A 12,946-nucleotide genomic window follows, 5' to 3' on the forward strand; every position below is an offset into this window, starting at 1 on the left:
TAGATATGAAAGCAATGTTATTGAACAGTTACGGAGAAAATGCAATATTTACGGCAACCGAAATTGAAAAACCAGCAGTAAAGGCAAATCACGTATTGGTAAAAATAGCGGCATCTAGTGTAAATACTATAGACACGATGATTAAGAATATGGGAACCGATTTACCATTATCACCAGCTGCACCAGCCTTATTGGGAATGGATTTCTCAGGAACTGTAGAATCGGTTGGGGATGGTGTAGAGGGTTTTAACGTAGGCGATGAAGTGTACGGTTGTGCAGGCGGATTAGCAGATTTGCCTGGTACATTATCAGAATATATTGTTGCAGACAGCAATTTGGTGGCACACAAACCAAAAGGGTTGACAATGCGCGAAACCGCAGCCTTACCCTTAGTCGCAATTACGGCTTACGAAGGTCTAACAAGAGCAGGTGTAAAAGAAGGTCAAAAAGTATTGGTACATGGTGGTTCTGGCGGTGTTGGGCACTTAGCCGTACAATTGGCTAAGTACTATGGTGCAGAAGTTTTTGCAACAGGTACAGGCGAAAACCAAAAGGCCATTGTAGAAAAATTTGGTGCAACTTTCATTGATTTTAAAACTGAAAGAGTAGCCGATTATACTGCTAAATATACTGATGGTGGTTTTGATGTAGTTTTTGATACGGTGGGTGGAGCAAATCTTAACAATTCTATTGAAGCGGTTGCTTTAAACGGTCACATTTCCACTACAGTTTCTTTATGTGAGTTAGATTTAACTCCGCTACACTTTAAAGGTGCATCATTACATGTAGTGTTTATGTTAATACCAATGTTGCACAATTTTAAAAGGGATATTCACGGAACTATTTTAGAGCATTTAGCAGAAATTTCTAACGAAGGACATTTAACTCCAATAGTAGATGAAAACACTTTTTCATTAGAGCAAGTTGGTAATGCTTATGCACATTTACAAAGCGGAAAAGCTATTGGTAAAATAGTGGTTGAAAACTAAAGCAAATAAGGATTTGCAATGTTTCCTTATGGTTGATTGGTTGTGTTGAATGCCTCTTTTTAGAGGCATTTTTCATTCAGAAAAGATTAAAACCTTGTTTTTTACTAAAACCACCATTTTTACTACCAAAGTCAAAAAGGGGTTTGTGCTTAATTTTGTTATAGATAAAAAATACAATAGCGGTAGCTATACTTAAAAATAGATATTATGAAAACAATAGAACATACAAATGCACTTGCAGAAGCTCGTGCTCTAGAATTACCATCACGAGAATTATCATTAAAACGCGATCCATCAGTTTCAAAATTTTGGAATGAAAACCGTAAATTGTTAGAAAAAGCTTGGGCAGAATGGGAAATTGAAAATAAAGACAATTTACTAATTCCTGATGAAACGCTTCTTGACCCACGCTTGCGAAAAGCTATTAGCGAAGCATGGGAAAACCCAGAAAAAGAAAATACTGTGGCAGATTTATGGGAAGAAATTATACCTGGAGTTTATGTGGCACAGTTTTTTGATCTTGATCGCTTAGCGGAATTTCGTAATTATTTAGAAGCTGTAGCGAATTCACAAGTTCCTAAGCGTGCACCATATGGTATACAATTAAATCGTTATGGAATGATGTTGGATTCGCGTTCAGAAGGACATTTGGCTGCACCTAATTTTCAGGCATTTTACAACGATATTATGGACCGTTATATGCGTCCGATTGCGCGTTTGTTATTAGGAACTTATGGTTATGATAACCAAACATTTGGTTTCTCAATCCAATACAATCCAGATAAGGACAAGGACTTACACGCACATACCGATGCTTCTGCGGCTACCTTGAATATCAACATTAACTTACCGGAAGAAAAGTTTACGGGATCTGTAGTTGATTTTTATGATAAAGCTTCAGGAAAAACCGTGCAAGCTATTTTTGAGCCAGGTAAAGCCATAATTCACAGAGGCAATGTACCACACGCTACACACCCAATTACAAGCGGACAACGTAGTAATTTAGTAGTTTGGTTGTATGGTGACCGTATGCAAATACCACGTGGTAACACCAGTAGTTACGGAAATATTAGCAGTGACACAATCAAAGATGTTGCATTTGAAAACGTTACAGCTCGCCAACGTTGGAGTTTGCCTGATGGCCCTAAAGATACCGTAGCACCTTTTTAAAAACGAAATCACTTTATTGTGTAGTACAGGTCATAATTAATGAACGGCTTATTACTTTGGGCGTTAAAAACATTGAAAAACTGGCAATACAGATTTTGCCAGTTTTCATCAACATAAAAAAAATACAATGAAACATATACTAATAACAGGAAGCACGGACGGAATAGGAAAATTGCTAGCCTTGCGTTTAGCTAAAGAAGGGCACTATGTTGCCATTCATGGTAGAAGTGAAACAAAATTGGCGGCTACTTTAAAAAACATTAAAGAGCAATCCAACAATGAAAATATACTAGGCTTTTTAGCAGATTTTTCAGACTTAAATGCTGTAAAAAAAATGGTTATGGAAGTTGCTGAAAAGATGCCAAAAATTGATGTGTTGGTAAACAATGCAGGCATCTTAACAACAAATAGTAAAACCGCTAATACGGATATTAGATTTATAGTGAATTATTTTGCGCCTTATGTGTTGACCAACGGTCTGTTGCCTAATCTAAAAACATCGGAAGCACCACGAATTGTAAATTTAAGCTCTGCAGCACAATCAACCATAAATGTACAGGGACTGGAGGGTAAAACAGGTTTGGGTGCCAACGAAGCTTACGCACAAAGTAAACTGGCATTAACGATGTGGAGTTTTTATTTGGCAGAACAAGAACCGTCAATTACTGTTGTAGCGGTAAACCCTGGTTCTTTATTAAATACTAAAATGGCCAATGAAGCCTACGGACAGCATTGGTCTCCTGCAGAAAAAGGAGTTAACATTTTGTACGATCTAAGTATTACCGATCTGGCCCAAACAGGACGGTATTTTGACAACGACAAAGGTTCATATGCCCCAGCACACGCTGATGCTAATAACCAAGAAAAAATAAGGCAACTTATAAGGCTCACCAATGAAGTTTTGGGAAATCCATTCTCCTGAACAATTGTCCGTTTATTTTAATTTTAGGTCCAATGCCCAGCTATTATCGTCAATATAATTCATCAATACTGCAAAAAAGGCCACATGGAAAAGTTGTGAAGGTAATATTGCCCAGTTCTCTATTAAAGTGGTTCCAAAGATCAACATGAGCATGATCAGCGCCCCTAAAAGAATCGCTTGCCTGGTAAAAAAGCCTATAAGCAAAAGAAGCCCTACACAAAGTTCAAGTACGGGAAGTGCGTAACTAAAGGGTACAACAATGATTTCCGGTAACATGGAGCCCTCAAAACTTTTGACCATCCATTTACTAAAACCCGATAGTTTGGGCAAACGTACCAATCCGTGCCCAAACATGCTTAACCCTATCGCCAGGCGCAACATTAAATAACTAATATTGTTCATTGTTTTTTTGTTGCAAATATAGAAAAATGTGGGAGGGTGTAGTTTTATATAGCGTCCATAAACCATTTACCCCACTTTTCCCTGATTTATAAAATTGACCAATTTTTATTCTTACTTCCTTTAAAAATACTGTAAAATTGGTTTTTCTTATCTTTATAAAAAGTACGACAGGATTATTATTACACAATACGCTGTGATTTCCAATTTATTTTGAGACCTTTTATTGCTGTGTTTCCATAAAGGGCAAGAACTATATCGTAATTTTTAATGAATCAATTATACCATTGAAGTCTGTAAATTAGGTATTTGCAGGTTCTCTTGGATAGTATTGGTACAAGGTATTTGATGGGGAAACTATCCATACCCTTGAACGGTATGAATATTTTAAAACAACTTTAAAACGCCTAAAGCCACGGTAATAGTTCATGAACGTATTTTTGGATGAACTACTTTGAACAGCTTCAACGTGAATAGAGGGATAGAGGCATATCAATAATATTAAGTGGTAAGGTATCTGGTACCTGTGGTATAATGAATCTGTTGGACGGATTCATAGAATTAATTAACCCCTCCGAAGAAAAGTGTATGAAGGATTTTGAGCCTATTAACAAAGCATATAACAATGTATTTCAACCCGATGAACTGAGCATTGGAATTGCAATGCCTATTGAGAACTACGATCAGGGCTTAATGCCTACCATGGAACATCATTTGGAACGTGTGGAATTATTGGAAGAATTGGGCTTCAAGGCCCTTTGGATTCGTGATGTACCTTTCAATGTACCCTCTTTTGGTGATTCGGGCCAGATGTACGACCCCTTTACTTATTTGGGATTTTTGGCAGGCAAAACCAAAAAAATAGCCTTGGGTGTTTCCAGCATAGCTTTGCCATTGCACCATCCGGTACATGTAGCAAAATCCGCTGCCACCATAGATCAATTATCAGGAGGGAGGTTGCTTTTAGGAGTGGCTTCGGGCGATAGACCTGACGAATATCCGGGTATGGGAATCGAATATGAAAACCGTGGGGAATTGTTTAGGGAGGCCTTTCGATACCTTCGTATGTCACAGCAGAGTTACCCTAAATTGGAAACCAAAAATTTTGGTATTTTAAAAGGGGATATTGATATACTTCCAAAGGCTAAAAGCCATAAAATTCCCTTGTTGATGACTGGTTTTAGTCAGCAATCCTTGGAGTGGAATGCCAAACACGCAAATGGTTGGATGTATTACGGCAGGGATCTTGGACAACAGAAATATAGAATTGAGGAGTGGCGGACACTGGTTGCGGAAACAAGTATATTTGACAAGCCTTTTATGCAACCTCTGTATCTAGATCTTCAAGAAGACGATGATTTTATACCACAACCCATTCATTTGGGCTTTAGGACGGGTGCTAATTATTTGATCACCTATTTACATCATTTAAAAACTATTGGTGTAAACCATGTAAGTATAAATCTAAGGTTCAATTCCAATGATATGGAACGCACCTTGGAGCGACTGGCAGAAAAAGTATTGCCAGAATTTCAAAAGAATAAAAAGTCAGTAAAAATATAACGAGCAAAGCAAAGGTTGTTAGAGGAAGGCGGACACCAAACGATAGACCTTGAGGGCAATGCCCAAAGGTTTTTAATAACGGAAAATGACTTATCCCCACATGAAGGTTGACGCAACGAAAGGACCGGCCTATTTTCAATTTACTTAAGTGGTTATTATTGCCTGCCTTCGGCAGACAGGCCTGCCTTTGTCGGCAGACAGGTTTTTTATAGGTTTTCATGAATCTTCGATTTCGTCTTAAATCAAGTAGTTTTCACATTGGACGCCGGGGCTGTGGAAAGTGCGTAGATTTAAAGAAATTTAAAATCAGCCTGGCCTTGGCTACAGCTGGCTCCTCCTAACCACAAGGTACCCCGCACCTTGGTTATTCGGCCCTGGTCGTTTTTTATTCATCGGCTGGTCTATTGATCTTTAATGGTATTCATGAATGCTGCGCATTTGGGCGATGCAAAAAATGAACAGGATACAAACTTTGGATAGTAAATTATATTTTTTTGTAATTCACACTCAACTTTTGGGATTGATCCGGGAAAGGTGCTATTGGGGTTCGTCAAGATTTATCACCTGATAAGGTGCTTTGTGGTCTAATCGGGAATATTGAACCGCTCGGCTATTTCTTCATAACTGAATTTGGTATAATCTACGGGAGCTGATTTTCCGCTTTCAGGAATGCCCCCAGGAATCAAAATGTATCGGAATTCTATGAGCAGCAAAGGCTGACCGATTACATCAGAATCTATCGATTCAACGATAAGTCTTAAATTATATAAACTACCTGGCCGTGCGGAATAACTTTGGTTACGACCGAAAATTACTGCAGGGAGTTGATATACTACATCGCCGGCTGATTTGCCATACACGAGAACTGCGCCATTTTCTTTGATATCCTCAGTCAGTCCCGGAGCAATTATAAAAGAATTCCAATTTAAGTAGGTATTGGGATCAAAAGTGAAAGGGGATGTTATCCATTCGGAATAAATCACATTGGCTGTACCAGCAGGTCCTACTTCGCCTTGTGGTCCGGCAGGCCCTTGTTGGCCCTGTATTCCTTGTTCTCCTTGTGGACCAATATCACCATCTTTCGAACAGGCCATGGTTAAAGTGCCCATTAAAAGAATGGCAAATAATCGCGTTGTGGAATTCATTTTCATAATACCTTTATTTTATGGCTAATAGCATTTAAATTACATCTCGAAATCAGTGCGAGAGGGTAATTATTTTAAAGGCCTAAATTAAAGATGCCATTCAGGAAGGGATGTCACATATGTAACAAAATATATAAGAGAAGTAACATATACCATCCTTATAATTAATATATCTTTCCCTTTACATAATAGCCGTCTACGGCGGTCAGCCTAAACCCTTTTTGGTGATATTTGTTAACTGCATCTTGATATTTTTGGCCTGTTATCGCTTGTAAATCTATCCAATTCTTGATCGTATGGGGGGTCATTTCTTCATTTACAGTTGTGTGCGCATGGGTCTTGTGGACTATGAAAAATAGCAGGACCATACACCAAACGATTGTTTTTGATACTTTTTTCATGATACTTTATTTTAAGATTGGACAAGGGGCAATCTTTGCGCCTTGGTAGGGGAAAGGTGCTATTTGGGTTCGTTAAGATTTATTACCTGATAAGGTTCCGGGCCCAAGGCATATATTGTACCGATGATGTAGACCTATGGGTAAAATATATAATAATCTTGCCCAAGGCTTATCACTTTTTCGGAGATCCCATAATTTACCCACCAATTATATATCCCTATTCGCTTAAAAGAATAGGCCATTCACTGATTCCATAAAATTCATATTGTTCCAATCCACATCTTTGTAGGGTATTAATAACCTATAAATGAAAACAACAATGAGAAAAGTAAGCATACTGTTTTTTTTAGTACTGCAATTATTGTTCGTATTTTCCTGTTCCAACGATGTTACTGAAGCAACGGGAGGGCTAGAGGAAGTAGCGGACAGTGAAGCATATGTTGAAACCTACGGGGATACGGATTTTGAAGCTTTGGACTGGACAGAGGACACCCATAGCAAATCGGCCGACCCAAATTTTGATGAAGTATTTGAGGATGAGGCAGTAAAACGATTGGATATTGTAATCACGGAAGAGCGTTGGCAAAGTATGTTGGATGATATGACCTCCCTTTATGGAGTGTTTGGAGGTAGCGGAGGACCCGGTGGTGGTGGATTGACGGAGGTAGATGAGGATCCTATTTTTGTTCCTGGTGATGTTATGTACAACGGCAAGGAGTGGTATAGGGTAGGAGTGCGCTTTAAAGGGAATTCCAGTTTACAATCCAGCTGGAGCAGTGGTATTCTGAAATTATCCTTTAAGTTGGATTTTGATGAATTTGAAGATCAATACCCACAAATAGACAACCAGCGCTTTTACGGTTTTAAGAAATTGAGTTTAAAAAATAATTACAATGACAAATCCATGCTAAGGGAAAAGGTTGCGACGGATATTTTTAGGGATGCCGGTGTAGCGAGTTCTCACGCAGCATTTTATACCGTATATGTGGACCATGGTGATGGGCCGGTATATTTTGGAGTGTACACCATGGTGGAAGAGGTAGATGATACGGTAATCGACACCCAATTCTCGGATAATGATGGTAACCTGTACAAACCCGATGGTGACGGGGCCAGTTTTGCCGAAGCTAGCTTTTCCGAGGATGTATTTGTAAAGAAAACCAATGAGGATGAGGCCGATTTTAGCGATGTTCAAAGTGTTTTCACGGCCTTACATGCAGCGGAAAGAACAACGGATCCTGTAACTTGGCGTACCAATTTGGAGAGCGTTTTTGACACCGATACCTTTTTAAAGTATTTGGCGGTCAATACGGTTATACAAAATTGGGATACTTATGGTAGAATGACCCATAATTATTATCTGTACAATAATCCAGATACGGAAAAATTATCTTGGATACCATGGGACAATAATGAGGCATTGCAGGAGGGGAATAGAGAGGGCTCCTTGGCCTTGGATTTCTCGGACTTAAATGCAGGGGATTGGCCCTTGATCGGCTACCTATATGAAGATGCCACCTATAGGGCGAAGTATGATGGGTATGTGCAGGAAGTGGTCGATAATGCTTTCAATGTTAGTACCATGCAAGCAAAGTATACAACCTATGGAGCCCTGATAGAACCTTTTGCGAACCTAGAGGTGTCCGGTTATACTTTTCTGAGTTCAAGTTCCGATTTTCAGGCTGCCCTAAGCCAATTGAATAGTCACGTTAACGCTCGTGCCACAGCGGTAAATAATTATTTGAACTAATCCCGCCTTTTTCGGCGGGATCTAGGTTCAATACCTGGACCCTAGGGTCGATTCCCCCGAGTAAGATCCGGCCAATTTAACAGTTAGCCGGATTTTTTTTGTCTTAATTGCTGGCATGGATGTATAACCGGATGTTCAAACCCATAAATTTCGTAAATTGGTGCTGCTATTTATGACCAGGGATTTTATAAACATAAACGACTTTATTGTTTTGGTGGAAGAAGCCAAAGTAAATGAGGCAACCATAGATTCGTGTTCTTTTGAGGAACCACTGATTGCCGTTGCCTTTTATGGCTCCGGTAATGTTGATTTAAAGGTGAATTATGGCGACAAGCAAAAGGACTTTAGTCACACCAAGGGATTGGCCCTTTCTTTTTACGCAGATGATAAAGTAGAATTTATTCATACGGTCTCCTCCTCCAAGCCATTGGAATGCTTGGTGATAGCCACCTCCATAAAAGCATTGGATAAGCTTCCCAATCAAGAGGGCGAGTTGTTCGGAGATATGTTGGGCGAGCTGGTAGACCCCTCCGACCATTTTGTGGAAGGCCCTAGTTTCATTATGACCCCGGAAATGCAAGAAATTGTTGATAGTTTGTTCAATATTAAATATGAGGGAAAAACCAAAATGATGTTTTTCCGAAGTCAGATAACGGCACTGCTTTCCCACTTTTTTGGTCAATTGGCCGGCTTAAAAACAGAGAAAATAAACACTCAGGAACGCAAACGACTCAATTGGGCCAGAGATATCCTATTGGAGAATATTGATAATCCTCCTACCCTCAACGAACTTTCCAAGCAAATAGGGTGGAACACCTTTAAATTGAAAAAGGACTTTAAGGCATATTTTGGGGTTCCCGTGTTCAAATACCTTCAAAATGAGCGTTTGACCCTGGCTCACAAGTTGATCCGAAATCAGGATGCTACTGTCCAGGAGGCTGCCTGGCATGTAGGCTATGACAGTTTAAGTTCCTTCTCCAATGCCTTTGAAAAAAAGTTTGGCTATAGACCAAGTCAAATCAAGTAAATTCCCTTTCGAACAAATCATACTCCATTTGGGACAAACCTCCCAGAGCGCACTCCAATAATTTTGGCATGTAACTTTTAAAAATAAAAGGCATGAAAATTAAACGCGCACTGCTTATCGGCATCCTCATTTGGATTATTGCAATTCTTTTTTATTCAGCTTCTTACTATGTGCCCATTATGGAAAATAGGGAGGCACAGGCAAACCTTGTATTGTTTGTAGTGGTTATACCCTTAGTCTGGTTGGGCTGTGCTTTCTACTACAAAAATGACCTTCAGACCCATGGGTATCTAGTGGGGCAAACCATGTTGTTGACAGCTGTTGTTTTGGATGGCTTATTCACGGTCCCTTTCTTCATAATTCCACAAGGGGGAAGCCACTACAGCTTTTTCACCTCCTTGGGATTCTGGATCATAGCGGCCGAATTTTTATTGGTAGCCGTGCTGTACTGGTATACTCGTGTATACCACAAAACTAACCTACAAAAAAATTAAGGTCATGGATATCACATTTGAAACTATAGTAATGGGTGTATTGATAGTGCTTACCGGCCTATCGGCAGGATTGTGCTTCACCTGGACCAATGCCATTACCCCCGGAATTGGAAGGTTGGACGATCAGGGCTATTTAATGTCCTTCCAACAAATGAACAGAACCATAATTAATCCCCTGTTCTTTCTGGTGTTCTTTGGTCCTTCCCTTCTTGGGTTTATCAGTTTGTATTGGTTGAAAGGAAGTCCGGCTACACTTATGTGGCTATTGATTTTGGCCATGGCTACCTACTTCTTAGGGGTTGTGCTGGTTACCATTTTCGGGAACGTCCCTTTAAACGAGATGCTGGATAAAGTTGATTTAAACACGTCCAGCTCCGAAGAATTGGGACAATTGCGGGAAAGCTTCGAGATAAAATGGAATCGTTTGCACCTTATTAGGACCATCAGTTCGATAATTTCATTTCTCATACTGCTAATGGCATTCGTACAAACCATCAAAAATAGTATTCAATAGACATCACAAAATCGTATAAAATAATTTTAAGACAAATAAAAATGGAAAACAAGAGTAATATTTTAGTTATCGGCGGAACTGGGAAAACAGGCCGAAAAGTCGTTCAAGGATTAAAGGAAGCAGGACATAAGGTTAGGATAGGTTCCAGATCTGCAAGTCCGGCCTTTGATTGGGATCAACCAAAAACATGGTCCGGGAGTTTGCAAGGGATGGAGAAGGTCTATATCACCTTTCAGCCAGATTTAGCGGTTCCGGGTGCCTTAAAAGCTATTGAGGTCTTGATTGGGAAGGCCAAACAGGCCGGTGTAAAAAAGGTAGTGCTATTATCGGGTAAAGGGGAGCGGGAAGCAGAGCTCTGTGAACAAGTAGTGATCCACTCGGGTCTGGATTATACTATTGTTAGGGCCAGTTGGTTTAATCAAAATTTTAGTGAAAGTTTTTTATTGGAGCCCATCTTGGATGGCTTTGTGGCCTTGCCCCGGGCAGATGTTAAAGTTCCCTTTGTGGACACGGATGACATTGCCGATGTGGTTGTGGCGGCTTTGTTAAAGGGGGAGCACAACGGAAATATTTATCAACTTACCGGGCCCAGGCAACTCACCTTTAAGGAAGTGATCCATGAGATTTCGGAAGCCACTGGAAGAAACATTGCCTTTACATCAATTACGCTCTCGGCCTATGCGCAAGTAATGAAACAACAGGGAGTTCCAGCCGATTATGTTTGGCTAATAGAGTACTTGTTTTCTGAAGTCCTAGGTAATCCGAACATTGCGGAGATGACCAATGATATTGAAAAAGTATTGGGGAGAAGGCCTAAGGACATTTCAAAATATATCGAGGAAACGGTGGCTACAGGAGTTTGGCACCCACAGGCCAATTAAATTTTCGCGTTTCCCTATGGGTAGATGCCAAGAATGGCACAGGCTTGCAAGCGATGCCAATAGGATGGACTGCCCACTAATCGCTTTAGAAAATAGGGGAGTGTAAAAGCCGGAGGGGGATAACTACTAAAAATAACAATTCAAAATTTAAATTTATGCCACATTTTATAATAGATTGTTCGGAAAGCATCATTTCGTTAAAATCGCCTCAGGAGATTATGCAAAACGTATATGATGCTGCCGAGTCCACACAGCTTTTTGATCCTGGAGATATAAAGGTAAGGATCAATCCATTTAAGTATTACCAAATTGGGAGCACTAAGAGTGATTTTGTCCATATTTTTACCAATATTATGGAAGGGAGATCGATACAGCAAAAGGCTGAGTTGTCGAAAACAGTGGTAATGAAATTAAATCAAATGTTTCCGGGAGTTCCAATTCTATCCATGAACATCCGGGATTTTGAAGAGGCAACCTATTTCAATAAAACGATGATTAAAAAAGATGACTAAAGAAGAGAAAATAAAAATATTGGATACCAGTTGGGAGTTGCATAGTCTGGTTGAAACTAGTTATATGAACAATCCAGCCAATAAGGATGATAAAGAGTGGTTGGAAAAACAGCGGCTGCTACTCGCCGATATGGCCCTTCATTTATTACAAACATCTGTTGGCCCAGGCGAAATAAAATTGGATAGATTAGGCGATAATATTCATGCCATATTAACTATAGCTGATCGGTTTTTGCCTAAGGCCGATCTTAAAAAGGCAACCGAAAAATTGTACGAAAACTTATAAGCACATGAAAAGATCAATAATCACATTCAGCATCCTTCTTTATGCCATTGTGGTACCTTTTTTGGAAATCAATGCAACCCATGTTTTTAATCCGGATTGGACTCCCCATGCAAAAATTCATGAGGTATGGCAGTTAATTACCAATTCGAGTATAGGGGCGCTATGCATATGGTTGGTTTGGGTAAAGAATGAAACCATGATCAGTGGCATATTAAGTTTATTGGTAACTGGCGGCTTCTTATTGGCTTATGTTTTACAGGAATCCTATGGTGGTTCCATGATATTTTTGGACGGAAGTGAAAAAACACTTTTGGGAATCAATATAGGAGTCATTGGATTTGGAATGGCGTTTATTGGGTTGTTGTTCAGTTTGATATTTACAAAAAAAAAGGAGAAACATTAAGGGAGATTTTAAGGATATGATATTCAGAAAAGCAACAAAAAAGGACGTTTTGGCCATTGTAGAAATGATTGCCGATGATGAGTTGGGAAAAACAAGGGAGAATTTTCAAATACCCTTGCCCAAAGAATATTACACGGCCTTTGAAAATATAATGGGCGATGAAAACCAGGAGCTTATGGTTGTTGTAAATGAAGTGGGGGAGGTGATAGGTACCTTGCAATTGTCCTTTATCCAATACCTCACCTATCGCGGAGGTGTAAGAGCCCAGATTGAAGCGGTAAGAATAAGAAGGGATCAACGGGGAAGGGGCTTAGGTACTACAATGTTTGAATGGGCTATAAAGAGAGCCAAGGAAAGAAATGCCCATGTACTTCAATTGACCACGGACAAGAAACGGCTACAGGCCATAGCCTTTTATTCAAAACTTGGGTTTAGGGACAGCCATGAGGGGATGAAGATACATTTTTGATTGGATAATTTCTAGCGAAGC

Annotated in this window: 16 protein-coding genes; 13 read left to right on the forward strand and 3 right to left on the reverse strand. The window is 39.7% G+C overall.

What is annotated here, in order from left to right:
- Positions 1-5 precede the first annotated feature (5 nt).
- The 3 genes from C7972_RS05375 to C7972_RS05385 all read left to right on the forward strand — a co-directional run bounded on the left by C7972_RS05375 (position 6) and on the right by C7972_RS05385 (position 3,081).
- The gene (locus C7972_RS05375; RefSeq protein WP_110355203.1) at positions 6-989 is read left to right on the forward strand and encodes a zinc-dependent alcohol dehydrogenase family protein; all 984 of its coding nucleotides are present in this window, start codon (positions 6-8) and stop codon (positions 987-989) included.
- A gap of 207 nt (positions 990-1,196) precedes the next feature.
- Positions 1,197-2,159, forward strand: a complete 963-nt coding sequence (locus C7972_RS05380; RefSeq protein WP_110355204.1) for a 2OG-Fe(II) oxygenase — start codon at positions 1,197-1,199, stop codon at positions 2,157-2,159.
- A gap of 127 nt (positions 2,160-2,286) precedes the next feature.
- Positions 2,287-3,081, forward strand: a complete 795-nt coding sequence (locus tag C7972_RS05385; RefSeq protein ID WP_110355205.1) for an SDR family NAD(P)-dependent oxidoreductase — start codon at positions 2,287-2,289, stop codon at positions 3,079-3,081.
- 12 nt (positions 3,082-3,093) lie between these two features.
- Here C7972_RS05385 and C7972_RS05390 read toward each other — a convergent pair whose 3' ends face one another.
- Positions 3,094-3,483, reverse strand: a complete 390-nt coding sequence (locus C7972_RS05390; RefSeq protein ID WP_110355206.1) for a DoxX family membrane protein — start codon at positions 3,481-3,483, stop codon at positions 3,094-3,096.
- Between the two features lie 585 nt (positions 3,484-4,068).
- Between C7972_RS05390 and C7972_RS05400 the strand changes: the two genes are divergently transcribed.
- Positions 4,069-5,043: an LLM class oxidoreductase gene (locus tag C7972_RS05400; protein WP_110355495.1), complete on the forward strand. Its 975-nt coding sequence runs from the start codon at positions 4,069-4,071 to the stop codon at positions 5,041-5,043.
- 584 nt (positions 5,044-5,627) lie between these two features.
- On the opposite strand, the gene C7972_RS23750 is transcribed toward C7972_RS05400, so the two are convergent.
- Together C7972_RS23750 and C7972_RS05410 are read right to left on the reverse strand one after the other, a co-directional pair.
- The gene (locus tag C7972_RS23750; RefSeq protein WP_181422831.1) at positions 5,628-6,194 is read right to left on the reverse strand and encodes a hypothetical protein; all 567 of its coding nucleotides are present in this window, start codon (positions 6,192-6,194) and stop codon (positions 5,628-5,630) included.
- 158 nt (positions 6,195-6,352) lie between these two features.
- On the reverse strand, positions 6,353-6,589 hold the full coding sequence (locus C7972_RS05410) for a hypothetical protein (protein WP_110355208.1): 237 nt from the start codon (positions 6,587-6,589) through the stop codon (positions 6,353-6,355).
- Between the two features lie 307 nt (positions 6,590-6,896).
- On the opposite strand from C7972_RS05410, the gene C7972_RS05420 reads away from it, so the two are divergent.
- The 9 genes from C7972_RS05420 to C7972_RS05460 all read left to right on the forward strand — a co-directional run bounded on the left by C7972_RS05420 (position 6,897) and on the right by C7972_RS05460 (position 12,925).
- Positions 6,897-8,339, forward strand: coding sequence for a CotH kinase family protein (locus C7972_RS05420; RefSeq protein ID WP_258364781.1), 1,443 nt, complete (start codon positions 6,897-6,899; stop codon positions 8,337-8,339).
- A gap of 172 nt (positions 8,340-8,511) precedes the next feature.
- Positions 8,512-9,366 carry an AraC family transcriptional regulator gene (locus C7972_RS05425; RefSeq protein WP_110355211.1) on the forward strand — a complete coding sequence of 285 codons (855 nt, stop codon included), beginning with the start codon at positions 8,512-8,514 and terminating at the stop codon, positions 9,364-9,366.
- Positions 9,367-9,458: 92 nt separating this feature from the next.
- Complete coding sequence (locus C7972_RS05430) at positions 9,459-9,860, forward strand: DUF5367 family protein (RefSeq protein ID WP_110355212.1); 402 nt, start codon at positions 9,459-9,461, stop codon at positions 9,858-9,860.
- A 4-nt stretch (positions 9,861-9,864) separates the two neighbouring features.
- Positions 9,865-10,374 (forward strand): DUF1772 domain-containing protein, encoded by a 510-nt coding sequence (locus C7972_RS05435; protein ID WP_110355496.1) that lies wholly within the window; start codon positions 9,865-9,867, stop codon positions 10,372-10,374.
- A gap of 41 nt (positions 10,375-10,415) precedes the next feature.
- Entirely contained in the window at positions 10,416-11,255 is an 840-nt protein-coding gene (locus C7972_RS05440; RefSeq protein ID WP_110355213.1) for an NmrA family NAD(P)-binding protein, read from the forward strand.
- Between the two features lie 155 nt (positions 11,256-11,410).
- Positions 11,411-11,767 (forward strand): 5-carboxymethyl-2-hydroxymuconate Delta-isomerase, encoded by a 357-nt coding sequence (locus tag C7972_RS05445; RefSeq protein ID WP_110355214.1) that lies wholly within the window; start codon positions 11,411-11,413, stop codon positions 11,765-11,767.
- A complete protein-coding gene (locus tag C7972_RS05450) occupies positions 11,760-12,053 on the forward strand; it encodes a hypothetical protein (protein ID WP_110355215.1) in 294 nt (97 codons plus the stop codon). Before C7972_RS05445 ends, C7972_RS05450 begins: the two co-directional genes overlap by 8 nt.
- A gap of 4 nt (positions 12,054-12,057) precedes the next feature.
- Positions 12,058-12,456, forward strand: coding sequence for a hypothetical protein (locus C7972_RS05455; RefSeq protein ID WP_110355216.1), 399 nt, complete (start codon positions 12,058-12,060; stop codon positions 12,454-12,456).
- Between the two features lie 16 nt (positions 12,457-12,472).
- Positions 12,473-12,925 carry a GNAT family N-acetyltransferase gene (locus C7972_RS05460; RefSeq protein ID WP_110355217.1) on the forward strand — a complete coding sequence of 151 codons (453 nt, stop codon included), beginning with the start codon at positions 12,473-12,475 and terminating at the stop codon, positions 12,923-12,925.
- Positions 12,926-12,946 lie beyond the last annotated feature (21 nt).

This window comes from Arenibacter sp. ARW7G5Y1 (genome assembly GCF_003201775.1).
Taxonomy (GTDB): Bacteria; Bacteroidota; Bacteroidia; order Flavobacteriales; family Flavobacteriaceae; genus Arenibacter.

What these genes read in the sequence shown, in the direction of transcription:
- C7972_RS05375 (WP_110355203.1), top strand. Translation starts at nt 6, where the DNA reads ATGAAAGCAATGTTATTGAACAGTTACGGAGAAAATGCAATATTTACG.
- C7972_RS05380 (WP_110355204.1), top strand. Translation starts at nt 1,197, where the DNA reads ATGAAAACAATAGAACATACAAATGCACTTGCAGAAGCTCGTGCTCTA.
- C7972_RS05385 (WP_110355205.1), top strand. Translation starts at nt 2,287, where the DNA reads ATGAAACATATACTAATAACAGGAAGCACGGACGGAATAGGAAAATTG.
- C7972_RS05390 (WP_110355206.1), bottom strand. Translation starts at nt 3,483, where the DNA reads ATGAACAATATTAGTTATTTAATGTTGCGCCTGGCGATAGGGTTAAGC.
- C7972_RS05400 (WP_110355495.1), top strand. Translation starts at nt 4,069, where the DNA reads ATGAAGGATTTTGAGCCTATTAACAAAGCATATAACAATGTATTTCAA.
- C7972_RS23750 (WP_181422831.1), bottom strand. Translation starts at nt 6,194, where the DNA reads ATGAAAATGAATTCCACAACGCGATTATTTGCCATTCTTTTAATGGGC.
- C7972_RS05410 (WP_110355208.1), bottom strand. Translation starts at nt 6,589, where the DNA reads ATGAAAAAAGTATCAAAAACAATCGTTTGGTGTATGGTCCTGCTATTT.
- C7972_RS05420 (WP_258364781.1), top strand. Translation starts at nt 6,897, where the DNA reads ATGAAAACAACAATGAGAAAAGTAAGCATACTGTTTTTTTTAGTACTG.
- C7972_RS05425 (WP_110355211.1), top strand. Translation starts at nt 8,512, where the DNA reads ATGACCAGGGATTTTATAAACATAAACGACTTTATTGTTTTGGTGGAA.
- C7972_RS05430 (WP_110355212.1), top strand. Translation starts at nt 9,459, where the DNA reads ATGAAAATTAAACGCGCACTGCTTATCGGCATCCTCATTTGGATTATT.
- C7972_RS05435 (WP_110355496.1), top strand. Translation starts at nt 9,865, where the DNA reads ATGGATATCACATTTGAAACTATAGTAATGGGTGTATTGATAGTGCTT.
- C7972_RS05440 (WP_110355213.1), top strand. Translation starts at nt 10,416, where the DNA reads ATGGAAAACAAGAGTAATATTTTAGTTATCGGCGGAACTGGGAAAACA.
- C7972_RS05445 (WP_110355214.1), top strand. Translation starts at nt 11,411, where the DNA reads ATGCCACATTTTATAATAGATTGTTCGGAAAGCATCATTTCGTTAAAA.
- C7972_RS05450 (WP_110355215.1), top strand. Translation starts at nt 11,760, where the DNA reads ATGACTAAAGAAGAGAAAATAAAAATATTGGATACCAGTTGGGAGTTG.
- C7972_RS05455 (WP_110355216.1), top strand. Translation starts at nt 12,058, where the DNA reads ATGAAAAGATCAATAATCACATTCAGCATCCTTCTTTATGCCATTGTG.
- C7972_RS05460 (WP_110355217.1), top strand. Translation starts at nt 12,473, where the DNA reads ATGATATTCAGAAAAGCAACAAAAAAGGACGTTTTGGCCATTGTAGAA.